This is a genomic window from Propioniciclava sp. (genome assembly GCF_036744435.1).
In the GTDB taxonomy this organism is placed as follows: Bacteria; Actinomycetota; Actinomycetes; order Propionibacteriales; family Propionibacteriaceae; genus Propioniciclava.
The window spans coordinates 691-25,012 of the sequence record NZ_DAIOIA010000022.1 but is presented as its reverse complement, the minus strand read 5'-3'; the positions used below and the strand labels follow the sequence as shown (position 1 = coordinate 25,012).

Sequence of the window (24,322 nt, the reverse complement as noted above, 5' to 3'; positions counted from 1 at the left end):
CACCATTACGTTCCGGAATGCAATCTGTGTGAAGAGTGGCTAGCCTGAGGTCTTCGCGGTCGTACTGGCCACCTTGGTCGCCCTGACCGCCGTCGTGACGGGCGGGACGACCGCTGCCGCGGCAGGCCCCTACACCACGGACGCCACGCTCACGAACATCGCGTTCGTCAACACGGAGGTCACGTCGGGATCCGACGCCCAACTGTCGGCGCAATGGAGCCTGCCGAACAACCCCACCACTCCCGCCGGGTTCACCCTTCCGCTCGGCGAGGGCATCGCGGGCCGCGGGGAGACGTTCCAGATCAGGGCCCAGGACGATCCCACCACGATCATCGCCAACTGCGTCGCGAAGACGAACCAGATCGAGTGTGACTTCGTCGATTCCTACCTCGAGGCCAACCCGCTCGGGCTGCGGGGCACGGTCAACTTCTGGGTGCGGGTGACCGAAGAGGTCACCACCACCACCGAGCACACCTTCCGGGTGGGCAGCGCGACGGCCACCATCGTGGTGAACCCGGTGGGTCAATGCACCGAGAACTGCGAACTGGACTGGAAGAACAACAAGGAGGGTTCCTACGACGCTGCCAAGCAGCAGATCATGTGGTGGGCCCACATCGGCGCTGACGAAGGCGGCATGAAGGGTGGCGAGAGCGTCCGCGTCGTCGACACGGTCGGCGACGGCGATCACACGCTCGTCATCGACGGGAGCTACCCCGGGCTGCAGTACTCCAACACGGTAGGGACGAACCCGTACGGCTTCCAGGTTCCCGTGAACTTCCAGCCGGTCCCGCGCGACAAGTGGACCCTCAACACGACGACCGGTGAGGTCACCTTCACTGCGGAAGCCGGGTACTACTACCAGGTCGAGTACCTCACCAAGGTCAACGACAACGGCGACTCCGGGGCGTACTCCAACAGAGTCGAGTTCTTCGTCAACGGCACCTCGACCGGCACCTTCACCCGCCGACAGGAGTTCTCCGGTGGCGGCGGCACCGGTATCGGCACCGATGTCGGCAAGGTGTCCCTGACCAAGCAGGTGGACGGCACTAATCTTCCCGCGGACCTGGTCTTCACCGGCACCTACGCGGTGACCCCGCCGTCGGGCGACGTCATCAACGGCACCTGGTCGCTCACGGCCGGCGAGACGTGGACCAGCGACGAGTTCCCGCGCGGGAGCCGCGTCACCCTCACCGAGAACACTCCCACGCAGCCGAGCACCGTGACCTGGTCGAGCCCGAGCTTCTCCTCCAACGACTTCACGCTGCCCGGCGGGAAGGTGACCCCGGTCACCTTGACCAACCGCGCGACCGTGAAGACAGGCACCTTCTCCGCGGCCAAGACGATCACCGGGACGCCCGCCGCGCTGGGCATGGTCCCCACCGCCGCCACCTTCGTCGTGGACTACTCCTACCCGGTCGGGCCCGGCTTCGAAGCCGGCACCGGAGAACTGACGCTCCCGGCGGACGGTTCCCGCGTGGAGAGCCCCGCGTTGCCTCAGGGCGTGGTGACCTTGAGCGAGCGCACCCCCGCCGCCGTCGACGGCGCCGCATGGTCGGCACCCGTGATCACGCCCGCCACCGTGACGATCGGGGCCGGTGCGGCCGCCTCCTTCACGGTGGAGAACCCCATCGCCGAGACCCGTGGCGGTTTCTCGCTCACCAAGACGGTTTCTGGTGAGGGGGCGGCGTTGCTGTCCGGGGACGAGACGTTCACGGTGAACTACACCTGGACCGCTCCCGATGCGTCCACGGGCGCAGGCTCGGTCGAGGTCGCTGCGCATGGGCGCGCCTCGGAGGTGTACGGCATCCCGGCCGGGGCGACCGTGACCCTGGCGGAGGCTGCCCCCGCCGCCGTTCCCGGCGTCAGCTGGCAGACCCCGGTGTTCACCAGCCGTGAGTTCGTGATCCAGGCGGGCAGCTACGTCGGAATCGACCTCGACAACCCGGCAGGACTGGCGACCGGGACGTTCAGCGTCGCCAAGACCGTCACCGGCTCCGGTGCCTCGCTGGTGCCGGCCGACACCACGTTCACCGTGGACTACAGCTACCCCGCGGGTAAGGGGTTCGTCGCAGGCTCGGGCAGCCTCGCGGTCAAGGCTGACGGCACCATCGCGACGAGCGCCCCGCTCCCGTTCGGCGCGGTCGTGACCTTGTCCGAGTCCACTCCGGCCGACATCGCGGGCGGAACGTGGGGCGCTGGATCCTTCGATCTGAGCGAGATCACCATCGGGGATGGGACGGTCGCGAAGGTCGCACTGACGAACACGTTCACCGCGACCCCCGACACGCCGGGCAGGCCCTTGCTGCCGCAGACCGGCACCTCGGAGGCGATCGTGCCGCTGATCGCCCTGGGCGTTCTGCTGCTGGCGGTCGGCGGTGGGCTCTTCGCCTTCTCCCGTCGTCGGAGGGTGTGACGGCAGGGAAGTACCTGAGGTGGCGAGGTGAGCGCGGGGCACAATGGACGTCATGAGCGCGTCCGGTGTCCCGCCCCACGACCGGCGCCCCGACGCGCCGGAAGGCCCCTGGTACGACCCGACCGGAGGAACGCCGGCGGCGCACCACGGCTTCGCGCCGCCCGGGCAGCGCCCGGGGTGGGAGGTGGCGGAGCCGGAACCGACCCTGGTCATGCCAGCCCACCTGCTGGCCGAGGAGCAGGCGTCAGGACCAGGCTGGCTGCCACCGGTCGGAGCTCCCGAGGACGGCCCCTACGCGGGGCAGGTCCTGTGGGAGCATCCGGTGGCCGATCCCTACGCGGGCCTGCGGATCCCCCGTGACCCGCGGGACCCCTGGGACGGCATCCCGCTGACTCCCGCGCAGCGGTTCTGGGTCCCCGCGAGTCACTGGCTGGGCCTTCTCACCACGTGGATCGGGCCGGTGCTCGTCCTGCTGACGGTGGGGGAGCGCGATCCCCGGGTCCGCGCTCACGCCCGAGCCTCCCTCAACTTCGAGATCACCGTGACGCTGCTGTTCCTGGCCGGGGCCCTCACGCTCGCGTGGGGTGTCGGGTTCGTGATCCTCGCGGTGGCCGCCCTGGTGTGGTTCCTGGCCCGGATCGTCGCGTCGATCCGGGCCGCCCGAGGCCGCCTGGTGCGCTACCCGGGTGCGATTCCGCTGGTGCGCTGAGCGGCCCGCCGCCCGCCCGGCCTCCGAGGGCCCGGCGCCAGACTCGCCGACGTGCCCCACCTCCACACGTCCGCAGCCTGATGCCCGGGCACCCAGCCCACGGCCCCCTGCCGACGCCGGTGACCTGCTACCACCTGTTCCACTCCCCGGTGCGCGCCGTCGTCGTCGGCGAACCAGCCGACACGCAGGTCAAGTGGCCGCGAATGGCCACCCCGTGAGCGGGAGGCATCCAGAAGGTAGAATCTGGTCGTGACCTGTACGGACGCCTTGCGCCTCGATCCCGTCGGTGACCCAGCCCCCCGTGAAGAATGTGGGGTGTTCGGTGTGTGGGCGCCGGGCGAAGAGGTCGCCAAACTCACCTACTACGGATTGTTCGCGCTGCAGCATCGCGGGCAGGAGTCGGCCGGCATGGCCGTCAGCAATGGCAAGCGGATCATGGTCTTCAAGGACATGGGCCTGGTCTCGCAGGTGTTCGACGAGCCGACCCTCAACTCCCTGACCGGACACCTCGCCATCGGGCATGACCGCTACTCGACCACGGGGGCGTCGGTCTGGAAGAACGCGCAGCCCACCTACCGGCCCACCGCCAACGGGGGCCTGGCGCTGGCGCACAACGGCAACCTGACCAACACCGAGGAACTGGAGGCCTGGCTGCGCTCGCGCGACGAGCGCGCCAAGATCGTCGCCAAGGACTCGATGGACTCCACCAACGACACCTCCTTGGTGACCGCCCTCCTCTCGACGTTCACCGGGACGACCTGGGAGGCCGCCCTCGAGGTGTTGCCACGCCTGAAGGGCGCGTTCTGCTTCACCTTCATGGACGCCTCCGCCCTGTACGCCGCCCGCGATCCCCAAGGCATCCGGCCGCTGGTGCTGGGGCGCCTGGAGCGCGGCTGGGTGGTCGCCTCGGAGACGGCCGCCCTCGACATCGTGGGCGCCACCTTCATCCGCGAGGTCGAGCCGGGCGAGCTGATCGCCGTCGATTCCGGGGGGTTGCGCTCGATCCGGTTCGCCGAGGCCAACCCCAAGGGTTGCCTGTTCGAGTACGTCTATCTCGCACGGCCCGACACGATCATCGCCGACCGGCGCGTCCACTCGGTCCGCGTCGAGATCGGGCGCACGCTCGCACTGGAGTCCCCGGTGGACGCCGACCTGGTGATCCCCACGCCGGAGTCGGGCATCCCCAGCGCCATCGGATACGCCGAGGCATCCGGGATCCCCTACGGCTTGGGCTTGGTGAAGAACTCCTACGTCGGGCGTACCTTCATCGAGCCGTCGCAGACGATCCGCCAACTCGGCATCCGGCTCAAGCTCAACCCGATCCGCGACGTCATCGAGGGCAAGCGTCTCGTGGTGGTCGACGACTCGATCGTCCGCGGCAACACCCAGCGCGCCTTGGTGAAGATGCTGCGCGAGGCGGGCGCCGCGGAGGTGCACGTGCGGATCAGTTCCCCGCCGGTGGAGTGGCCGTGCTTCTACGGCATCGATTTCGCGACCCGGGCGGAGCTGATCGCCCCGGGCATGTCGACCGAGGAGATCTGCCGCTCGATCGGCGCCGACTCGCTGGCCTACATCAGCCTGGAGGGACTGGTGGCGTCCACCGGCGTCCCGAAGCGGCGGCTGTGCCGGGCCTGCTTCGACGGTCAATACCCGGTCCCGGTACCCGCAGGGATCGCCGAGCAGATGCGCCTCACCGTGCAGCAGGAGGAAACCGATGAGTGAGCCCACCAGCGCGTACGCCGCAGCCGGCGTCGACATCGAGGCCGGTGACCGCGCCGTCGAGTTGATGAAGGCACATGTCGCCCGGACGCGTCGTTCCGAAGTGCTGGGCGGGCTGGGCGGATTCGCCGGGTTCTTCGACGCGTCGGCGTTCAAGAACTACGACCACCCCGTGCTGGCGACGTCCACGGACGGCGTCGGCACCAAGGTGGCCATCGCCCAAGCACTCGACCGCCACGACACGATCGGTTTCGACCTCATCGGCATGCTCGTGGACGACCTGGTCGTCGTCGGTGCCGAGCCGTTGTTCGTCACGGACTACATCGCCACGGGCAAGGTCGTCCCCGAACGTATCGCCGCGATCGTCTCCGGCATCGCGGCCGCCTGCGAGGTCGCCGGGGCTTCCCTGCTGGGCGGGGAGACCGCCGAGCATCCCGGCCTGCTGGACCCCGATGAGTACGACATCGCAGGCGCCACCACGGGCGTGGTGGAGCGCTCCGCGATCCTGGGTCCTGAGCGCGTGCTGCCCGGCGATGTCGTGGTCGCGCTGGCCTCCTCGGGCTTGCACTCGAATGGGTACTCGCTGGTCCGGCATGTGCTGCTGGAGCGGGCCGGCTGGTCGCTGGATCGTGACGTCCCGGAGCTGGGGACGACGTTGGGGGAGACCTTGCTGACGCCGACCCGGGTGTATGCGCGCGACATCCTCGCCCTCATCGAGACGGCGCCGGTGCACGCGATCAGCCACATCACCGGAGGCGGGCTGGCCAACAACCTGGTCCGGGTCCTGCCCGCGGGCGTCCGCGCGACGCTGCGGCGCGATTCCTGGACGCCCGCCCCGATCTTCACCCTCGTGCAGGGCGTGGGAGCGGTCCCGCAGCTCGACCTGGAGGCCACCCTCAACATGGGCGTCGGCATGGCCCTGGTGGTCCCGCAGGGCTCCGTGGACGCGCTGCTACGGGAGGCTGCTGCCCGCGGATTGGCTCCGTGGGTGCTCGGCGAGGTCACGGCCCAGGACGCTGCTCAGGACCCTGCGGCGGTGGAACTCGTCGGCCAGCACGCCTGAGATCGCGGCGGTTCCGGGCCCGCGTCCATGCGCCGTGGCCAGCTTTGTCCACGCCTCGAACTCGGGTACCATCGGCGTCACGAACAGATCAACCTCACGCGGCTAGACCGCCAAGAATGCTAAGGGGGTCGACCCGGACATGGGGCGCGGCCGTGCAAAGGCGAAGCAGACCAAGGTCGCTCGCGATCTCAAGTACCGTACCTTCGATACGGATTTCTCCTCCCTTGAACGGGAGCTGAGGGGCGGCCAATCGCCCTACAGCGCACCGGTGGAGGAAGAACCCGACGAGGCGGACGAGTACGACGATCCTTACGCCGAAGACGACGAAGAAGACGACGATGACTCTGCGGGGCGCAGCGCGTACTAGCAGCCTCAACGTTCATCAGTGGCGGCCGGATTCTCTCCTGGATGGATTTGAGATTCGTGACCTGCCGCTCACGGCGCAACCACTGTCCGGCGAATCGGTCACCCCGCTCGTCGGCACGTTGGTGCGCCGCTGCGATCCGGCCTTGCGGGGCGGTGATCGAGCCGTGCTCCACGTGCACGGGTGGAACGACTACTTCTTCCACCCGCACGTCGCGGAGTTCTACGAAGGGCTTGGCTACGCCTTCTACGCGTTGGATCTGCGCCGGTACGGTCGCAGCCTGCGTGAGGGACAGTTTCGCGGCTACATCGCGGACCTCCGCGACTACCACGAGGAAATGGATGCGGCGGTCGCAGCCCTGCGCAGCGAGCACCCCACCGTCGTCCTCACCGGGCACTCCACGGGCGGGCTCACGGCCGCGCTGTGGGCGTCCGAGCGGCCCGGGAGGCTGGCCGGGCTGGTGCTCAACTCGCCCTGGCTCGACATGTGGGGGCCTGCGGGGATCGGCAGCGTCATGCGGCCCCTCCTGGGGCCGCTGGGCCGCCGCAATCCGACCTCTCCGCTGAAGCTGCCCGACTCCGAAGAGCCGATCTACGCGATGGCCACGCACGCCGACATGGGCGGGGAGTGGGACTACTCGCTGGAGCTGAAGTCACCGGGGTCGGAGATCGTGCGCCTCGGATGGGTGCGGGCGATCCTGAACGGTCATGCGCGGGTCGCTCAGGGCTTGGACATCGACTGCCCCGTGCTCGTGACGACCTCCACCAAGACCACCTTTCTGCGCAGGTACACCGCCGAGGCGAAGAGCGCCGACATCGTGCTGGACGTCGACCGGATCGCCGCCGCCGCGTGGCACCTGGGGGATCAGGTGACGCTGAGCCGCATCGAGGGCGGGATGCACGACCTTTCGCTCTCCCAGGCCGCGCCGCGGCAACGTTGGTTCTCTGCCGTCCGCACATGGCTGGGGGCCTATGTGCCACCCGGGGAGCGCCAAGCCCCTCGTTAGGAGAGGCCCCGCCACCAGAGGTGCCGTGCTCGGGCACGGAATGAGACGGGACCCGACACGGTCCGACGCCGTCTGTTATCGTCCGAGGCAAGAGGTACATCCCCACGCGAGGAGGGTCAGCATGGCGCACGTCATGGCGGCTTCCCCGTGTTGTCGTTGTCTGTGACGAACCGGACTCCCGCGGTCCAGTTCGGCCCTGCGATCGCCGATGATCGCGCCCTTTCACGACACGACAGGTGTGACGAGTGCCCATTTCCGCGAACGACGACCCCTTCTTGACGCTGCCCAGCTGGACCGCGCGCGTCGGGCTGCCTGGCGGCCAGGTGATCCGCGAGGCCCGACCGGAGGAGTACCCAGGTGCCGAAGACCTCCTCGTGGCCGCCTTCACGACAGGGTGCTGGGTGTCCCCCGACTACGAGCGTGGACTGCGCACGCTGGCCCACCGCGCCGAACTGTTCCGGATCTGGGTCGCGGTCGATGCCGACGAGCATCTGCTGGGGCTGGTGCTGACGCCCCGCATCGAGTTCCTCGAGGCCGCTGAGTTCACCTTCTCCCTGCTCGCCGTCGGGCCGCGTGGGCGCGGGCTGCGGCTCGGCTCGGCCCTGGTCGACCACGCGGTGAAACTCGCCCGCTCCTACGGGTTCGCCCAGATCGAGATCCACTCCAGCCCGCAGATGTCCCAGGCCCACCGCCTCTACTACGCCTCGGGGTTCGTGCGCCGCGTCGAACGCGAGACCATCATCGCGTCGGAGTGGGACGAGCGGCTGCTCACCTTCACCCTCCGCGTCCCGGACCCGCTGCCGGAGACACAGGTGTTGCGCGTGCCGCGGCGCCCCAGGCCGCCGGGCAGTCGCTCCTTCGGCGCGAGGCGACCCTTGAGCGAGTTGCCGCCCGCACCGGCGGGGCGCGTGGACGAGTCGGGGGCGTTCCTCCCGGACGCCTCCGTCGCCCCGGTCCTGCAGGAGGCCCGCCGCTGGGCGGCCCGGCAGGGCCTGGGGAGTGACGCGGCCGGCGTGGTCGCCCGGCAGATCGAGGCCGACCTGTGGGCGGGCGCGCATACCGTGCTCTTCTCGCCCGTGGAGGACGCCTCACGGGCGGCCCTGCAGGTGTTCTTCGCGCGGCTCGATCACCTGGAGGCGCGACTGGCGAGCACCGGCACATTCCTCGGCGGGGATTCCCCCGTGAGTGCCGACGTGCTGCTGGCGCGCGTCCTGCTGGCCTACGACCTGGGCTGGCGCGCGGCCTTCCCGCCCGCCAGCGGCGCGGTCGCTGACTGGCCCCGGTTGTGGAACCAGGCGCGCTCGGTGCTGCACCGGCTCGACCTCCCGCAGGAGACTCTCGCGGCGCTGGGACTGGGCGACCACGACGACTCCCGCACCGAGCCGTTCGGCCCGCTGCCTCCCGTCTTCGACCTCGCGGACGTGCGGGCCGGGTGGCTGAGCCGGCCTGGCGCCCTGCGGCGTCGGCGTCCCGCGCGCACTCCCGGCGTGCCCGCCACCCCCTGGTCCGGCCCCCTCGCTCCCGCGCCTGCGGACGTCCGCGCGCGGCTGCAGGCACTGGCGGGGGAGGTCGAGCAGGCGTCCGCACCGGATCCGGAGGCCGACCGCGGGAGCGTCGAGGTCGTCCGTGAGGACCTGCTCGCACCGCTGGTGCGGCTGGCCGAGGGAGCCGACGCCCCGCTCCAGCATGCGCTGCGCCGCGTCTTCTTCGCCAGGCTGGCGTGGCTCGACCAACGCGTCGGCGCCGTCGGCACGCTGGATCGGGCCCCTGCCGCGGTGACGCCGGTGCTGCGTGCCTTCCAGACCTGGCTGGGGGATGTGCTGCCCCCGATCGATCCCGTCGTGGCCGACTTCTCGGCCCTGGCCGCGTGGCTGTCCGCCACCGGAGGCTGTCCGGTCGACTGACCGCATCACACCCTGACTCGGTGGGCGTTCTCCGCCCCACCGCCGCTTTCCGCACCCTTTTTCCGCCTGTTCACACCATCATGCCCAGGAGCCACCCATGGCCGAACTGACCGCCGACCTAGAAAACGACCTGAGACAGAAGCCTGCGCCGCTCGACCGCAGCGCTTTCCCCGAAACCACCACCGAGTAGACGCAGGACGGCGCCTTCCGCCGTCAGCGCAACTGGTTCGCCGCCAGCAGGTCGTGCTGCGGCTGCTCGGGTTCACCGAGGCGGTGCCCTTTGCGTTGCTCACCGGACGCGACGAGCACGGATGGAAGATCGCCGGGCACGGCAACGATCTCCAGCAGCGGTTCGGCACCGACCGGCTCAACGACTTCTACCGCCGCACCGACCCCAACTTCACCGGGCGCGGCACCTCCGCCGGATTCTGGGCGCAGGAACCCGCTCTGCGGCCCAGGTCTGGTGTGGCTCGTGATGACGTGAATGCCGCGGCGTCGCAGGCCCGAGGAACTCAACCAGAAGAGACAAGGAAGAGTCGCGCGGGTTCGTCAACGAACATGCAGGGTGGCCAGGACCGGGGTCGAACCGGTGACCTTCCACTTTTCAGGCGGACGCTCGTACCAACTGAGCTACCTGGCCATTGCCTCTCGGCAGCGACCCCGACGGGACTCGAACCCGCGACCTCCGCCGTGACAGGGCGGCGCGCTAACCAACTGCGCTACGGGGCCTCTTGTGAAGGCCGCTGCCCTTTCGGACAGCTTGAGAAGCATAACGTAGCCGGGCCCTGGGTGTGAAATCGGGTTTCCGTCGCGGGCGGGTCGCGGGTTGCCGTTCGCCCCTGTGTCTAGCCGGGGAGTGGTGTGGTGATGTCCGGGGGTGGGTCGGCCCTGCGTAGCTGGAGTCCGGAGGAGGCCTCGATGCTGTGGTTGAGCTGCCCCAGGAGTCGCGCGAGTTCGCTTAGATCCTGGGCCCGCCAGCCGACAAGCATCTGGCGCAACCCCAGGCGATTGGCTTCCCGCTCCGAGGCGAGCAGTCGCCTGCCCTGCGAGGTGATGCGGAAGTGCCGGGCCATGCCGCCGGCCGGGTCGGGGATGCGTTCGATGACGCGGTCGGCCATGAGTGAGGCCGTGCGCCGGTTGATGGTGGAGACGTCCAGTCCCATGATCTCGCTGAGGTCGGAGATGGCCAGGGTGGTGCTCTCGAGCTGGCTGAGCAGAATGTAGCCCGCGCGATCCAGCCGACCGGGTCGTCGGCGATCTGAGGCCGTGACGATGCTCAGGTAGCGGTCGAACACCTGGAGCGCGGACTCCACGTCCGCGATGATTCCGGACTCGGCGCCGTCTGGGCCGGGAGTGCTGTCCATGGGCGCATCGTACAGCCAGGCATGCGTCCTGCAATCAATGTGCAAGCTGCATAGTGTGTGTGAAGCGCATGATCGTCGCCCTCTCGGGTCCAAAGAGATCTCCGATGGCGAGGATGCGGACCGGAGGGACGAGGCTCATGGACGGTGTGGCAATGAGCGAGGTGGTCGGTCGCCACGCCATGGGTGAGGGTGGCCGGGGGCGGCTGGAGGCGCTGTTCGACGCCATCATCGCGATCGCCATGACCATGATGGCCCTGGAGATCACCGTCCCGCACCTGAGCGGGTTCGACCTGGGGGAACTCGGCAGCCTGGGCGGTGAGATCACCGTCTATCTCATCAGCTACGTCGTCCTGGCCAGCGTCTGGGTCGTCCACGCGACCCTGTACTCCAGCTACGGGGCCAGCGGGATGGAAGCCATGGTGGTCAATCTCGCCCTCATGTTCGTCGTGACCATCTTCCCGATCCTCACCCGCGCCATGTCGGAGTACCCGGGGAACGTCCTGCTCGCCTGCCTCTACGTCGGCACCTACCTGCTGATGGAAGTGATGCTGCTCGCCATGATCGGCCTCGCCAAGCATCGAGACCACGGGGAGAGGCGGCACCAGTTCGAAGACATCAAGGCACTGCTGCAGGCGTTGCCTGCCGTGCCGGCGGAAGGGTCGCGAGCGGCGGACGTGGCCAACAGGGCGAACCTGGCGGAGAAGTACCGCGATGACAAGGACGTGTCGGCACACCTCTTCCACGAGTTGATCATGTCGCTGCCGCAACCCATTCAGGACATCCATCGCGGCAAGCAATACCGGCAGGATCTCAGTTTCCGACGGCTGATCGGGGGCCTGGTGATCGGCTTCGTCACCGTAGCGGCCTCGGTTGCGGCCCTCCTGGTCGATCGTTTCCTGTGCTATCCGGCACTGCTGATCGGCGGTGCAGCGCTACTGATGGACAGCGCGAGGGTGGGCGTCCACTACGAGACGAGAATGAAGGAGAACCACTGATGAACCTCAAACATGTCGAGTACGACGCGGACGCGGTGAGCAGCGTCCGGGTTGACTGCACGATCTTCAGGATCCGGGTCATAGGAAGCGACGGTGGCAACCTTGAGTTGACCTGGCGCGACTCCGCCACGCGGCACCTCGTGGTGAAGCAGGGGCCCGAGGGCCTGAGAGTCACAGACAGGGCGGCGGTCACCGTCTATGGCCCCCTCTCCCTGATCAATCTCAAGCAAGACGCACACGTGATCGTCAAGATCCCGAACGGCTACGCCGGGAAACTCGTGCTGCAGAGCGGCGGTGAGAAGGTGCACCTGACCGACGTGACCATGAAGGGGAGTATCGGAGTGGCGTCGACCACCGGTGAGATCCTGCTCGAACAGGTGGGCGCGCGCGTCATCGATGTCCGAGGCAATCACGGCAAGGTCAACTGCTTCGGGATCGAGGCAACGGAACTGATCGACATCTCGTCACAGAGCGGGGCCATCGCCTGCCATGTGAGCGGCCTGGAGGAGGACTACACCCGGTACTTCCACAGCGAGAACCGGCACGCTCCGGTCCCGGACTCGGGAGGTAACGGCGCGAGGAAGCTGCGCGCGACCTCACGCAGGGGAGCCATCACGGTCGAGTTCTCACAAGGGGGCCTGGCGCGAGCCCCCCACCGCACCTTCGATCTCCGAGACGCGTTCCGCGACTGGTAAGGGGGGGAGGGGCTCGCTGTGCGCGGCTGAGGCCGACGCTGATGTGGCATCCCCAACGGGATTCGAACCCGTGTTGCCGCCGTGAAAGGGCGGAGTCCTGGGCCACTAGACGATGGGGACAAGACCCCTAAGAGCATAGGCCACCGCCTGGCCGGCGTCCAAGTTGGCCAGGGGGCGGGGGCCACCGGCGGCTCAGGATTCCGGGCGTGCCTGACGAGCTGCGTCCACCGTGGCCCGTGCGCCGTCCAGCCAGGCCTGGCACCGGGCCGCCAGCTTCTCGCCGCGCTCCCACAGCGCCATCGACTCCGACAGCGGCACCTGCCCCGACTCCAGTTGCGCCACGACGGCGACCAGCTGCTCGCGGGCCTCCTCGTAGGTCAGTTCCGGTTCGCTCATGCGTCCTCCTGGTGCGGGTCGTGGTCGTGCGGTTCGACGTCGACGACCGCGGCGGCGATGTCGCCGTCGATCAGCCGGGCGACGATGATCTCGTCGGGTTCCACCTGGGCGATGGAGGACACGGTCCGGCCGTCGTCGGTGGTGAGGATGGCGTAGCCGCGTTCCAGGGTGGCCTGCGGCGACAGCGCGCGCACCCGCGACAGGATGTGGCCCAGATCGGCGCGTTCCCGCTCCAGGCCCCGTTGGATGCCGCGCCGCAGGCGCCCGGTCAGATCGTCGAGGCGCTCGGCGTGCAGCGTCAGCGCCCCGCTCGGATCGCGCAGGACCGGCCGTGAGCGCAACGCATCGAGGGACTGCTGCTCCGCCAGGATGCGACGGGTGATCGCCCCGCGGAGCCGGCTGAGGCCGGTGGCGATCACCTGCGCCTCGGCGAGGGCGTCCGGGACCACGCGCTTGGCGGCATCGGTCGGGGTGGAGGCGCGCAGATCGGCCACCAGATCGAGGATCGGGGTGTCGGTCTCGTGCCCGATCGCGGAGATCACCGGCGTCCGGCAATGGAACACGGCGCGGGCCAGGGTCTCATCGCTGAACGGCAGCAGATCCTCCATCGAGCCGCCGCCGCGGGCGATGATGATGACCTGCACCGTCTCCTCGCCGTCGAGGGCGCGCAACCCGGCCATCACCTGCTCCACGGTGTGGGGGCCCTGCATAAGGGCGTGGTGCACCACGACACGTGCCCCCGGCCAGCGGCGGGCGATGTTTTCCACGACGTCGCGTTCTGCTGCCGAGTCCTTGCCGGTAATCAGGCCGATGGCCGTGGGCAGGAACGGCAGCGGACGCTTGCGGTCCGGGCTGAACAGCCCCTCGGCCTGCAGAGCACGCTTGCGTTGCTCCAGGTGGGCCAGGAGACGCCCCTCGCCGGACGGGCGCAGATCGCGGCACTCGAAGGTGAGGGCGCCGTTGCTGGCAAACACCGTGGCCCGCATCCACGCCGACACCAAGGTGCCCTCCGTGATCGGACCCGCGGCGTCCAGGGTCGCCGTCGACACTGACACCTGGACGCTCACGTCGGCCAGCTTGTCGCGCAGCGTCAGGAAGTGGACGCCGTACCCGGCGCGCCGCTTGAGCTGGACGATCTGGCCCTCGACCCAGATCGGGGAGGTGCGCTCCACCCAGCCTTTGAGCGCGGTGACGACCACCCGCAGAGGTTGCGGTGATTCGGGGGAACTGTCCAGCGCCACGTCCACAGCGTAGGGGGCGGCGGCGACGATTCCCCTCGCGACGCCGGGCCCGCGGTGCAGTCCGCGCAGAGCTGGCGGGTCAGCGTGCCGGAGGCCCCTCCACCGTGATGATCCGATCCGCCCTGGTGGCGGTGGCGGCGATCGCCTCGGCGTTGGCTTGGTCGGGGCCCAAGGCCCACGCCCGTGCCGCGAGGGGCGGACGCCCGAAGTGCACATGGCGAGCGATGAGGCGCTCCACCCGCACGCTCTCGTGCGGCGCGAGGAACCACGTCGAAGACAACAGGGGCGCCGCCCCGGCCCACGGGCCGTCGAAGAGGAGGTAGTTCCCCTCCGTGATGACGAGCGGTACGTGCGCGGGCACCTCGATGGCGCCCGCGATGGGCTGCTCGAGGTCCCGGTCGAACCGTGGGGCCCAGACCGGCACCCCGACGACCGGTGCGGCGAGCCGGGCCAGCAGGGCCACGTAGCCGGTGGCGTCGAAGGTGTCCGGTGCGCCCTTGCGGTCGGCGCGACCGAGCCGCTCCAGGACGCGCTGATCGAGGTGGAAGCCGTCCATCGGGACGACCACCGCGCGATCAGCACCCAGGGCGTCGGCCAGGCCTGCTGCCAGCGTCGACTTTCCCGCCCCGGGAGCGCCGGTGATCCCCAGCAGGCTGCGACGCCCGGACGCGGCGAGCGCGTCCGCGCGGAGCAGGAGTTGGTCGAAGGTGCAGGGCTGCGGCGAGGTCACGCACACCAGTGTGGCCGAGGCCGTGCGGGAGGGGGTGAGAGGCGCCGTCTAGACTGGGGACATGACCAAGAGCGTTGTCGTGGCCGCCCCGCGCGGATACTGTGCGGGCGTCGACCGGGCCGTCGTGACGGTCGAGAAGGCCCTCGATCTGTACGGGCCGCCCGTCTATGTCCGCAAGCAGATCGTCCACAACAAGCACGTCGTGGAGGATCTGGAACAACGCGGCGCGGTCTTCGTGGAGGAACTCAGCGAGGTCCCCGAGGGGGCCACCGTGGTGTTCTCTGCTCACGGGGTCAGCCCGGCGGTCCACGAGGAGGCGAAGTCGCGTCAGCTCAAGACGATCGACGCCACCTGCCCGCTGGTCACCAAGGTGCATCACGAGGCGAAGCGGTTCGCCGGTCAGGGTCAGCAGATCCTGCTCATCGGCCACGCCGGGCACGAGGAGGTCGAGGGCACGATGGGGGAGGCGCCCGAACGCACCATCCTCGTCGAGCATCCCGACGACGTCGCCGGGGTCGAAGTGGAGGATCCGTCCCGCGTCGCCTGGCTGTCCCAGACCACCCTCAGCGTCGACGAGACCTGGGAGACGGTCAGCAAGCTGCGGGAGAAGTTCCCGCTGCTCATCGACCCGCCCAGTGACGACATCTGCTACGCCACCCAGAACCGGCAGTCCGCGGTTAAGCAGATCGCCCAGAATGCCGATCTGGTGATCGTCGTCGGCTCGAAGAACTCCTCCAACTCCGTTCGCCTGGTCGAGGTCGCCCTGGAGGCGGGCGCCAAGGCGTCCCACCGCGTCGACAACGCCGGCGAGATCGACCCCGCCTGGCTCGACGGGGTCGAGCGGGTCGGCGTCACCTCGGGAGCCTCGGTGCCGGACGCGCTCGTCCAGGGCGTGCTGGATCACCTGCAGGCGAACGGGTTCCCGGCGGCGGTCGAGGAGCGCCTCACCGAGGAGAACCTCACGTTCGCCCTCCCGCCCGAACTCCGCAAGGACCTCAAGCAGCGCACCGGGCGCTGAGGTCAGGCCGCGGCACCGGGCAGAGTCGTCATCGCGTTCGACGGGCTGCGCGCTCGCCCGGGCGCCTGAACGGTCCGCTCAGCGGGGGAGCCCCTTGGACAGGGCCTTGGCCTCCCGCCGGGGCGCCCGCGAACCCCACCAGTCGCCCGCGCGGAAGGTCGCCTCGCCGAGCGCTTCCAGCGCCGTGACCAGGTCGGGCGTCCAGCGGGCCGCGTCGGTGACCACCAGCGGACGCAGGGCGTCCACGACGGCCTGGGACGCCTCCAGCACGGTGCGGCGGTCGCCTTGGGTCACCGCCGCCTCCAGCGACGCGCGTGCCGTCTGCCAGGCGGTCACCAGATCGGGCGACGCCGCCTCGTCCGGCGCGCTTGCGCCCAGGTCCTCTGCCATCGAGCGCGACGGCTCGCGGTCCTCAGCCGCGGGAACCGTCGTCGCCACATCGCCGCCGGGCGCCGTCACCACCTGTGGGTCGGGCACCTCCCGCGGGGCCTGCGGGACCGGGGCGACCGCGTCCGCCACCGAGAGTCCACCCCGGGTGCTCGCGCTCCAGGCGCTCGCGTCGTCCAGCGCGTGCCAACTGGGTGCCGGGCCAGGGCCGGGCGGCAGGACGCCCCGCGCCGCAGCCAGCGCCCGCACGGCGGGCGAAGCATCCGCGGACACGGTCGCATACGGATCCTCGGCGAGGACGCGCCCGAGCAACTCCATCGCGCGGTCCTGCGTCGTCGCGGCGGCCTCCTCGCCTGCGGCCCGCTGGGCCTCGGCGAGCCGCAGCAGCGCGACCACCCGCCACGCCCGAGCGGAGGGCGGAAGCCGCAGCGAGGAGTCGCGGCCGAGCACGGCCACGAGTGCGTCGGCGGCATCGTTCGTCCGGCCCGCCCGCAGCAGCGCCTCGGCCAGCACGGTCGCCGCGGCGAACTGAGCGGGAAGGATCTCCTCACCGCCCAGCGCGGTCAGCCGCCCGACGCCCTGGGCGGCCGCCTCGGCGGCGGTCAGGGCGGCGTCGGCGTCCCCGCCGTCGGCCAGGTCACGCGCGAGGTCGGCACGGGTCTGCTCGGTCACGGCCCGCTCCCTCACCGACACGGCCCGGTGCCCGAGCGCGGACACCAGCCCCTGCCGGGTCGACGCCGCCTGTTGCCACCTCCCTTGGGCAAGCTCAGCGTCCGCACGAGCCCCGCCAGCGGCGGCCAGGGCGCCGAGTCGGCCGTCGGTGTGCGGACGAGCCGACGAAGAAGAGCCGTCGGCGTCGTCCAAGGACGCCTGGGCGACGGCCTGCGCCTCGGCGGCGAAGGCCGCCGCGTCCTGAAGGAGCCCCGCCGCGGTGCGCGTGGCTGCGGCCACGAGAAGGGCGTCCACCCGCGCCGGGGCGTCGACGCCGGACAACTCGCCCTCCCGGACCCGCAGCACCGCCGCGTCGGCGAAGGCATTGGCGGGGCCCAGATCCCGGGCGGCGAGCGCTCCGCTGGCGCGGACCTGCAGCAGCCAGGAGGCGGTGCGAGCCGTCAGGTAGGGGGCCAGGTCGACGTGCGGCAGCAGGCCGGCCCAGGCCTGCGCGGCCGCCGCCGTCGCCGCTCCGGCCCCAGGCTGCCCGAGCCCGGCCTGGACGCGCGCGAGCGCGGCGGTCGCCGTGACGAACCGCACCGCGTCATCGACGGGGGTGAACGGGCCGACGGCGCCGTGCTCGGCGACCAACGCGTTGGCCCGGGTCAGGGCGTCCTGGGCGTCGGCGGCCGACTCGGCGTAGGCATGGCCGAGCAGCCGCAAGGCGGTGAGCTCGTTGAGGGCGTCCACCAGCGCCTCACCGACGCTCGCGTCGCTCCCGGCCCAGCCCCGCAGCTTCTTGACCTGCGAGGCGGCCTCCTTGAGGCGCCTGTGGTAGTTGCTGCTCGGGCTCATGGGGGATCCTCACGACGGCGATGGATGCCTGGGAGTGTACGCGGCGACGCCGACCCGGGCACGGGGCTCGGGTCGGCGTCGTAGGCAGGGTGAAACGGAGTGCTACTCGACGGTTCCGGAAACGGTCGTCGTGGGCAGGTCGCTCTTGTGGCCGACCCGATTGATCAGAGCCTGCAGGTCGAAGCCGGTGGTGTCGGACACCATCTGCAGCGTCTGCGTGAGCGTGTCGGTGACCTGCTTGGGAAGCTGGCTGGCGCCGTCGGTGGAGACCACCGTCAGCTTGTCGATGCTGCCCAGCGGTGCCGCGATCTTCCCGGCCATCTCCGGCAGGATCTCGACGAGCATCTGCAGCACGGCGGCGTCGTTGTAGTTCTTGAACGCCTCCGCACGCTTGTTCATCGCCTCAGCCTCCGCCTGACCGACCGCCAGAACGGCTGCGGCCTTGGCCTCACCTTCGGCGCGCACGGCCTCGGCCTCCGCGATACGACGAGCCTTCTCGGCCTCGCCTCGCTTCGCGCCCTCGACAGCCTCGGCCTCGGCCAGGGCCGACCGGCGGGACTTCTCGCCCACACCGGTCAGGCGCGCCTTCTCCGCTTCCGCCTCAGCGTTGGCGATGGAGGCGGCCTTCTCGGCGTCGGCCTCGAAGATCGCCGCGTTCCGCTGGGCTTCGGCCGCCGTCTCGACGCGGTAGCGCTCGGCGTCGGCCGGGCGGCGCACCTCGGTGTCGAGCTGACGCTCCTTCAAGGCTGCCTGAGCGACGGCCACCTTCTCCTGCTCCTGCAAGATGGCCTGGTCCCGGTCGGCCTGGGCCAGTGGGCCGGAGGCCGCAGCCTGGGCGCGCGCCGCGTCCGTCTCGGACTGGATCTCGGCCTGCTTCAGGACCAGCGCCCGCTGCGAGATCGCGATCTCCTGTTCGGCGGCGATCTGCGCCTGCTCGGCCTCCCGGCGGGCCTCCGCCTCCGCGACGGCCGCCAGGCGTCCCACCTTGGCCGACTCGGGACGCCCGAGGTCGGAGAGGTAGGTGCCGTCGTCGGTGATGTCCTGGATCTGGAAGGTGTCCAGCACCAGGCCCTGGCCCGTCAGGGATGCCTCCGACTCGTCGGTGACCCGCTGGGCGAACGCTGCGCGGTCACGGATGATCTGCTCGACCGTCAGCGAGCCGACGATGGAGCGCAGCGAGCCCGCCAGCGTCTCCTGGGTGAAGGTCTCGATCTCGTCCTGCTGGGAGAGGAATCGCTGCGCGGCCGCGCGGATCGAGTCCTCGTTACCGCCGACCTTGACGATGGCGACTCCGTCGACGTTCAGCTTGATGCCCTGACCGGACACCGCGTTGCGGATCGTGACCATGATGCGGCGCGAGCTCAGGTCGAGCACGTGGAGCCGCTGGATGAAGGGCACGACGAAGATGCCGCCGCCCATCACCACCTTCTGACCCGACAGGTCGGTGGAGACCAGGCCGGTCTCCGGGTTGCGCACCTCCTTGCCTTTGCGGCCGGTGAGGATGAAGGCCTCGTTGGGCTTGGCGACCTTGTAGCGGCCCGCGATCAGCAGGCCGACGACAACGACCAGAACGATCAGGCCGAGGATGCCGGTGACGAGTGGAGGGAAGGGCATGGAGTTCCTTTCAGGGGGTTGTCTCAAGCAGAGGGCGGGGGCAATGCGGGATCGTCGCGCTCGAGGGGGGTGACCGCGATGGCGGTGGGAGACACCACGGCCGAGACCCAGACGGTCTCCCCGGCGTCCACCGGGCGGGCGCAGCGGGCGGCGTACTTGCGCACGTGGCCGCCGACGCTGAGCCGGACCTCGCCATAGCCGTTGGACGGGATCGCCGTGATGACGGTCGCGGTATGGCCGATCAGCGAGTCGGCGGAGAAACTGGTGGCGTCGTCACGCCGCAGCGCGCGCGTGAGCCGCAGTGCGCCGAAGGCGGCCACCAGCCCGACCACCAGCCCGGTCGCGAGGGCGATCGGGAGGCTGCCGCTGAGCGCCAAGCCGATGGCTCCGCCGAACCCGAGCGAGCCGATGAACGCGGCGAGGGTGGAGACGGAGAACAGATCGTTGTCGAGGGCGTCCAGGTGCAGGACACCTTCCAACACGTCGCCGAGGAGGAGGGAAAGCACCACCAGCACGATGCCCGCTCCGCCGAGGACGAGGAACGTGGTCACGTAGACAACTCCTTAGGGGGGATGGTCACGGGGCGGTGGTGCCGCCACTCTATCGGTCATCGCGCCGGATCGACCGGGTCCCCAGCACCAATCTTGCGGTGGCCGTGGGCCCCTAAGGCGCCGCGCCCGGGACGCCTCAGGGCAACACTCACGTGCGCGTGCGAAGTGCGAGGGCTGCTCCGGTGAGCGCGACGCAGGCCCAGACCGCCAGCACCGCCAGCGAGCGTCCCGGCATTGTGAAGGTGTCTTGGGCCAGCCCGGCCCGGATGAGCTGAGCCATCGGCTCGATCGGTAGCCACCGATGGGCCTCCTGCAGCCAGCCCGGCATCCGGTCGGCCGGATAGGAGACCGGCGAGAACAGCAGGACGACGAAGATGAGCGCCTGCGTCATGATCATGGCCACGGCGGCGGGCAGCAGCGTCGCCATCGCGTACCCGACCGCGGCCGCGGTCAGCGACACCAGGAGCGCCGCCGGGACGAACCAAGGTGCGATCGAGAGCTGGATCCCGAACCGCCACACCCCCGCGGCGATGCCCAACACCATGCCGGGCAGGGCGATCAGCGTCCACACCATCAGGTCGCTGAGCAGGAAGCCGATGCGCGGGACCGGCAGGGTGCGCATCCAGTCCAGGGAGCCCTCGGTGCGGCCCTGGACGACCATCTGCGGCGTCATCACCAGCCCCACGGAGATCAAGGTGATGGTCGGGGCCCCCGTGGCGAGGAAGAGGGCGGCGGCAGGGTCGGGGTCGCCGATGAGGAGCCCGTAGCCGAGGATGGTGGCGACGGCGATGAATCCCTGGACGGCGACGAGCAGGGGCAGGTGCTGCGCCTGGCGACGCAGCTGCCACTGGGCCAACAGCAGCGTCTGGCGGGTTCCCTCCCCCCACCGGGAGATCAGCGGGCGGGTGGTCGTGGTGGTGAGCGTCATGCCGCCACCGCCGCCATCGCCTCGGACGCGTGCGGCTCCCCGACGAGGGCGACGTAGACGTCCTCCAGAGAGGCCGGCTTGAGGGCGTAGCGCTCCAGGCGGCCGTCGGTGACCTCGCCTTGGGCCCAGCGCACCATGTCCGCGGCGCGTTCGGCCTCGACGGTCGCCGTGGCGCGCAGGTGCTCCACGGTGACGTTGCGGGCGGCGCCCGGCCACGGCACGCGGGCGTGCGGGGCGAGGTCGGCTTCCAATGTCAAGGTGCCGCTCAGGCGCGCCGTCAGGGAGGCGGGCGTCCCGGACGCCACGACCGCGCCGCGATCCAGGACGGCCAGGTGATCCACGACCCGTTCGGCCTCGCTGACGTTGTGGGTGACGAGCAGGACTCCGCAGCCGTGGTCGGCCAGCCCGCGGATCTGGTCCCACAACAGGCGGCGGCGCACCGGGTCGACGTCGTTGGTGGGCTCGTCCAAGACGACGAGCGCTCCGGGGGCGACAGCCGTCATGGCGAAGGCGGTCAGCCGGGCGATGCCTCCGGAGACCTTCTCGGCGGGGGTGTCCGCCCAGGCATCCAGGTCGAGGGCGTCCAGCAGCGCCGACGTCCGTCGGCGCGTGGCCTCGGCATCGGCGCCGCGGATGCGGCCCACCAGTTCGACGGCGCGGCGCGGGCTCAGCCCGCTGATGGGGACGTTGGCCTGGGCCTGGACGGACACCAGTCGCCGGGCGGCGTCCGGGCGGGCGACCGCGTCCACGCCGCCGACCTCGATGCGCCCGGAGTCTGGGCGCACCAGGCCGACGATCTGGTTGACCAGGGTGGTCTTGCCCGCGCCGTTGTGTCCGAGGAGTCCCACGACCTGCCCGGGCGCGATGTCCAGATCGATGCCGTCGTTCGCCTGGACGCCGCGGCGTCCTCGGTAGCGCTTGCTCAACTGCGTGACGCGCAGCACATCGGAAGCCATATTCTCACCTTTCATACTGATAAGTATGTGGCGAACGGTACGCCCAATACCGAGGGGTATCAACCGGTCGGTATGTGCGGGCTATCATGAGGGCATGGAGCAGGATCGGGAGTCGCTCGGCGCGGCCAGCAAGGCCCTCGCTGAGGCGGCCAGCCAGCTGGCCCACGCCCTCGGAAGCCAAGCCCGGCAGGCAGCGGACGCGGGCACCGCGTTCAGCGATGCGGTGACCAGCAGCCTGCGGGGGGCCGCGGCCGACATCTCGGCAGCCTCCGCCACCTTGTCGGAGCAGGTGTCACGCCGCGACGACCGGCGCCCGCGCAAGGCGGACCAGACCAGGGCGGACCTGCTGGCGGCGGGCGCGCGCGTCTTCGCCGCCCGCGGATTTGAGGGCGCCAGCGTCGACGACATCGCCCGCGACGCCGGGTACACCAAGGGCGCGGTGTACGCCCACTTCGGCTCCAAGCGCGACCTGTTCCTGGCGATCGCGCTGGGCAGCGTCGCCGCGACATCCCACTGTGACGCCCTGCCCGGGCTTGAGACGGGAGCCATCGACGAGCCGGCTCTGGCCGGGCACCTCGTCAGGCTGGGGGAGGACCCGGCCATGCTGCTGGCCCTGGAGATCCTCGCCTACGCGCTGCGGCACCCCGACGACTCCGCCGAACTCGCCGCTGCCTACCGGGCGGCCTTCGAGGGGCTCGCGGAGCAGGTGGCCCGGAGACGCTGCGCCCGCGACGGCGTCACCGATCCGGCCCCGGAGCCCACCCAGGAAGACTTCGACACGGTGCTCGCCGTCCTGTCGGTGCTCAACTGGGCGACGCTGGGGGCGCACGTCCTCGGGCCCCCCGTCAGCGCCGAGTCCGGCGCCCGGATCATCGCCCGGTTGCTCGACTAGGGCGCGTCTCCTCGAGAGGTGCTCGAGCCGATCGACCGGTTACCGGACCCGACCTGCACGTGCAGAGCACGTGGGGTGACCCGGTGGAAAGCTGGCGTCGACTGCCTTCGCGATCACCGTCGAAGCAGGCTCAGACGGCGTTCACCTGATAATCGATGATCAGTCACACAGAAGACCTGATAGCACCGTGAGAGCCGGAGTCGTAGGTGAGCGAGTCGGCTAAGACTCCGTAGCTCTCATAGATCCGTCGGGCTGCGGTGTTGCTGGGCTTGGTTGTCCACCTGAGAGTCGCCAAGTCTCCAGTGAGCACCTGCCCTGTGAGCTGATCCAAGAGCGCTCGTGCGACTCCACGGCCACGAGCGTGCGGAGTGGTGAAGAGGTCGTCGAGGAACAGGCCTTCGTCGGCCATGATCGGACGAGGGAAGCGCCGGAAGTGAGCGAACCCGAGCAGCCCACCGGCACTTTCGGCGACGAGCGCCTGGACGGGATTCGACGTGTCGCAGATCCAGCTCCACAGACGACCGTTCACGACGGGATCTGCGCTCAACCCCGCCCCGCTCCGGTAAGCATCGAACATCGCTTCCCAGCGCACGCGATCGTTATGGTGAGCAGAACGTACGATCACGCCGGTGTTCATGGTGTTCATCGTAGGGCGCGACGATATGTCACTGAATGCGTTGGTTCAGACCTCATCGACCACGATGTCGGCCTCGGCGAACCCGGCTCGGTGAGCCAACGCCTCGGCTTGTGCGACCAGGGCCGTCCGGGCCAGCTGCGGCAGAGGGCCGGCGGCGATGAGGCGGACGGTGAAACGCCCCTTGACCAGCGTGCGCTTCCAAGCCCCGGCTAGGTGCAGATCCCAGAACATCGGGCCGCCACCCGACTCGCCGTACTTCGCGGCGCTCGGGGTCGAGCCAGGCAGCAGGGGCAGTGGCAGAGTCCCATGCGTCAGCGCCGCTTCGTCGAAGGTGGACAGCAGCCAGGCGCCCTCGGCGCGGCGACGAGCCGCAGCAAACCCGGCCGAACCGGGGCCGCGCTCCGCCATCGCCTGCGCGCCGAACCACAGGGTCTCGCCGTTGACCTCGACGCTGCCGAGGCTGGGCCCCAGCGACGCGATCGCGCCCCGGATCTCGCCCAGGTTCAGCCGCGTCCACCGCTGCAGGTCACGAAGTGCGACCGGTCCGTGTGAGGCGAAGAAGCGCGCCACCAACTCGGTGGTCGCCTCCTCAGGTGAACGCTGCGGCGTCGAGGGCAGGCGGGCGTCGGCGAGCGCGTAGGTGTGGCCGTTCAGCCCGGCCGGATCGACCGGGCCCGAGCAGATCAGCGCCTCCAGTTCGGCGATCATGCAGAGGTGGGACAGGCGCTGCCAAAACAGCGGATCGGCGCGATCCCAGCGCCGGGCGAACACGGCCCCCAGATCGGCCCGGGTGCGCGGCCCCTGCGCCACCTCGCCCAGCAGCACGTCCACCTCGGCGGCGAGCGTGGCCGGTTCGGACAACGCCAACTGCCGATGGCGGGCCCGCATCCCCGAGAGCACCTTCGGGGAGGTCAGCGCCAGCAGCCAGCGGACGTCCGCGGCCGCGACGTGGTGCCAGGTGGGACGCAGCACGTGGGTGCGGATGATGCGGCCCGCGTCCAAGGCGTCCGTGGCCCGGGCGGCGGTGGCGCCGGTGCGCTGCGCGAGGGAGTCGTGGGCCAGCGGGACGTCCTGGCTCTGGACGGCCAGCGACGCCGCCACCGCGCCCTCGACGTCGGCGGCGGGAGCGCCGACGAGCTGCTGCAACGCCAGCCGCGTCACCCACAGCTCGCGGCGATCCATGCCCGTCAGGGCCGGGCCGCGGCGGCCGCGCGCGCCGCAGCGGGCAGCGCCT

Annotated in this window: 23 protein-coding genes and 3 tRNA genes; 11 read left to right on the top strand and 15 right to left on the bottom strand. The window is 70.3% G+C overall.

Going from position 1 to position 24,322, the window contains the following annotated elements:
* Positions 1–73: 73 nt before the first annotated feature.
* The 7 genes from V7E09_RS04665 (at position 74) to V7E09_RS04635 (ending at position 9,178) form a co-directional block, all read left to right on the top strand.
* On the top strand, positions 74–2,413 hold the full coding sequence (locus V7E09_RS04665; protein WP_324509734.1) for a DUF5979 domain-containing protein: 2,340 nt from the start codon (positions 74–76) through the stop codon (positions 2,411–2,413).
* A gap of 52 nt (positions 2,414–2,465) precedes the next feature.
* Positions 2,466–3,122 (top strand): DUF4870 domain-containing protein, encoded by a 657-nt coding sequence (locus V7E09_RS04660; protein WP_324509733.1) that lies wholly within the window; start codon positions 2,466–2,468, stop codon positions 3,120–3,122.
* Between the two features lie 249 nt (positions 3,123–3,371).
* Positions 3,372–4,844 carry an amidophosphoribosyltransferase gene (purF, locus tag V7E09_RS04655; RefSeq protein ID WP_442956838.1) on the top strand — a complete coding sequence of 491 codons (1,473 nt, stop codon included), beginning with the start codon at positions 3,372–3,374 and terminating at the stop codon, positions 4,842–4,844.
* On the top strand, positions 4,837–5,904 hold the full coding sequence (gene purM, locus V7E09_RS04650; protein ID WP_324523077.1) for a phosphoribosylformylglycinamidine cyclo-ligase: 1,068 nt from the start codon (positions 4,837–4,839) through the stop codon (positions 5,902–5,904). Before purF ends, purM begins: the two co-directional genes overlap by 8 nt.
* A 139-nt stretch (positions 5,905–6,043) precedes the next feature.
* Complete coding sequence (locus V7E09_RS04645) at positions 6,044–6,271, top strand: DUF3073 domain-containing protein (protein ID WP_324509731.1); 228 nt, start codon at positions 6,044–6,046, stop codon at positions 6,269–6,271.
* Complete coding sequence (locus V7E09_RS04640; RefSeq protein ID WP_324509730.1) at positions 6,243–7,274, top strand: alpha/beta hydrolase; 1,032 nt, start codon at positions 6,243–6,245, stop codon at positions 7,272–7,274. Before V7E09_RS04645 ends, V7E09_RS04640 begins: the two co-directional genes overlap by 29 nt.
* 245 nt (positions 7,275–7,519) lie before the next feature.
* Positions 7,520–9,178: a GNAT family N-acetyltransferase gene (locus V7E09_RS04635; protein WP_324523076.1), complete on the top strand. Its 1,659-nt coding sequence runs from the start codon at positions 7,520–7,522 to the stop codon at positions 9,176–9,178.
* 213 nt (positions 9,179–9,391) lie between these two features.
* Here V7E09_RS04635 and V7E09_RS04630 read toward each other — a convergent pair whose 3' ends face one another.
* The 4 genes from V7E09_RS04630 to V7E09_RS04615 all read right to left on the bottom strand — a co-directional run bounded on the left by V7E09_RS04630 (position 9,392) and on the right by V7E09_RS04615 (position 10,542).
* Positions 9,392–9,694 carry a hypothetical protein gene (locus V7E09_RS04630; RefSeq protein ID WP_324509728.1) on the bottom strand — a complete coding sequence of 101 codons (303 nt, stop codon included), beginning with the start codon at positions 9,692–9,694 and terminating at the stop codon, positions 9,392–9,394.
* Positions 9,695–9,744: 50 nt separating this feature from the next.
* Positions 9,745–9,818 (bottom strand) — tRNA-Phe (locus tag V7E09_RS04625).
* Positions 9,819–9,833: 15 nt separating this feature from the next.
* A tRNA-Asp gene (locus tag V7E09_RS04620) sits at positions 9,834–9,907 on the bottom strand.
* 116 nt (positions 9,908–10,023) lie between these two features.
* Positions 10,024–10,542 carry a MarR family winged helix-turn-helix transcriptional regulator gene (locus tag V7E09_RS04615; protein WP_324509727.1) on the bottom strand — a complete coding sequence of 173 codons (519 nt, stop codon included), beginning with the start codon at positions 10,540–10,542 and terminating at the stop codon, positions 10,024–10,026.
* 152 nt (positions 10,543–10,694) lie between these two features.
* Between V7E09_RS04615 and V7E09_RS04610 the strand changes: the two genes are divergently transcribed.
* Together V7E09_RS04610 and V7E09_RS04605 are read left to right on the top strand one after the other, a co-directional pair.
* Complete coding sequence (locus V7E09_RS04610; protein ID WP_324509726.1) at positions 10,695–11,537, top strand: TMEM175 family protein; 843 nt, start codon at positions 10,695–10,697, stop codon at positions 11,535–11,537.
* On the top strand, positions 11,537–12,232 hold the full coding sequence (locus V7E09_RS04605) for a DUF4097 family beta strand repeat-containing protein (protein WP_324509725.1): 696 nt from the start codon (positions 11,537–11,539) through the stop codon (positions 12,230–12,232). The genes V7E09_RS04610 and V7E09_RS04605 overlap by 1 nt, the downstream gene beginning before the upstream one ends.
* A gap of 44 nt (positions 12,233–12,276) precedes the next feature.
* Here V7E09_RS04605 and V7E09_RS04600 read toward each other — a convergent pair.
* From V7E09_RS04600 to V7E09_RS04585, 4 genes are all read right to left on the bottom strand, one after another.
* A tRNA-Glu gene (locus V7E09_RS04600) sits at positions 12,277–12,352 on the bottom strand.
* A gap of 72 nt (positions 12,353–12,424) precedes the next feature.
* Positions 12,425–12,628 (bottom strand): exodeoxyribonuclease VII small subunit, encoded by a 204-nt coding sequence (locus V7E09_RS04595; protein WP_324509724.1) that lies wholly within the window; start codon positions 12,626–12,628, stop codon positions 12,425–12,427.
* A complete protein-coding gene (gene xseA, locus V7E09_RS04590) occupies positions 12,625–13,869 on the bottom strand; it encodes an exodeoxyribonuclease VII large subunit (RefSeq protein ID WP_324509723.1) in 1,245 nt (414 codons plus the stop codon). The genes V7E09_RS04595 and xseA overlap by 4 nt, the downstream gene beginning before the upstream one ends.
* 79 nt (positions 13,870–13,948) lie before the next feature.
* On the bottom strand, positions 13,949–14,599 hold the full coding sequence (locus tag V7E09_RS04585) for a nucleoside/nucleotide kinase family protein (protein WP_324509722.1): 651 nt from the start codon (positions 14,597–14,599) through the stop codon (positions 13,949–13,951).
* A 61-nt stretch (positions 14,600–14,660) separates the two neighbouring features.
* Between V7E09_RS04585 and V7E09_RS04580 the strand changes: the two genes are divergently transcribed.
* On the top strand, positions 14,661–15,617 hold the full coding sequence (locus tag V7E09_RS04580; protein WP_324509721.1) for a 4-hydroxy-3-methylbut-2-enyl diphosphate reductase: 957 nt from the start codon (positions 14,661–14,663) through the stop codon (positions 15,615–15,617).
* Positions 15,618–15,695: 78 nt separating this feature from the next.
* Here the strand turns inward: V7E09_RS04580 and V7E09_RS04575 are convergent, their stop codons facing one another.
* The 5 genes from V7E09_RS04575 to V7E09_RS04555 all read right to left on the bottom strand — a co-directional run bounded on the left by V7E09_RS04575 (position 15,696) and on the right by V7E09_RS04555 (position 21,559).
* Positions 15,696–17,510, bottom strand: a complete 1,815-nt coding sequence (locus tag V7E09_RS04575) for a hypothetical protein (protein ID WP_324523075.1) — start codon at positions 17,508–17,510, stop codon at positions 15,696–15,698.
* A gap of 102 nt (positions 17,511–17,612) precedes the next feature.
* A complete protein-coding gene (locus tag V7E09_RS04570) occupies positions 17,613–19,124 on the bottom strand; it encodes a flotillin family protein (RefSeq protein WP_324509719.1) in 1,512 nt (503 codons plus the stop codon).
* A gap of 23 nt (positions 19,125–19,147) precedes the next feature.
* Complete coding sequence (locus V7E09_RS04565) at positions 19,148–19,675, bottom strand: NfeD family protein (protein WP_324509718.1); 528 nt, start codon at positions 19,673–19,675, stop codon at positions 19,148–19,150.
* Positions 19,676–19,823: 148 nt separating this feature from the next.
* Positions 19,824–20,603 (bottom strand): ABC transporter permease, encoded by a 780-nt coding sequence (locus V7E09_RS04560; protein WP_324509717.1) that lies wholly within the window; start codon positions 20,601–20,603, stop codon positions 19,824–19,826.
* Positions 20,600–21,559 (bottom strand): ABC transporter ATP-binding protein, encoded by a 960-nt coding sequence (locus tag V7E09_RS04555; protein WP_324509716.1) that lies wholly within the window; start codon positions 21,557–21,559, stop codon positions 20,600–20,602. The genes V7E09_RS04560 and V7E09_RS04555 overlap by 4 nt, the downstream gene beginning before the upstream one ends.
* A gap of 94 nt (positions 21,560–21,653) precedes the next feature.
* Here V7E09_RS04555 and V7E09_RS04550 point away from each other — a divergent pair, with 94 nt between their 5' ends.
* Positions 21,654–22,451: a helix-turn-helix domain-containing protein gene (locus V7E09_RS04550; RefSeq protein ID WP_324509715.1), complete on the top strand. Its 798-nt coding sequence runs from the start codon at positions 21,654–21,656 to the stop codon at positions 22,449–22,451.
* 163 nt (positions 22,452–22,614) lie between these two features.
* On the opposite strand, the gene V7E09_RS04545 is transcribed toward V7E09_RS04550, so the two are convergent.
* Positions 22,615–23,088 carry a GNAT family N-acetyltransferase gene (locus tag V7E09_RS04545; protein WP_324509714.1) on the bottom strand — a complete coding sequence of 158 codons (474 nt, stop codon included), beginning with the start codon at positions 23,086–23,088 and terminating at the stop codon, positions 22,615–22,617.
* A 45-nt stretch (positions 23,089–23,133) separates the two neighbouring features.
* Positions 23,134–24,270, bottom strand: a complete 1,137-nt coding sequence (locus V7E09_RS04540) for a winged helix DNA-binding domain-containing protein (RefSeq protein WP_324509713.1) — start codon at positions 24,268–24,270, stop codon at positions 23,134–23,136.
* Positions 24,271–24,322: the final 52 nt, after the last annotated feature.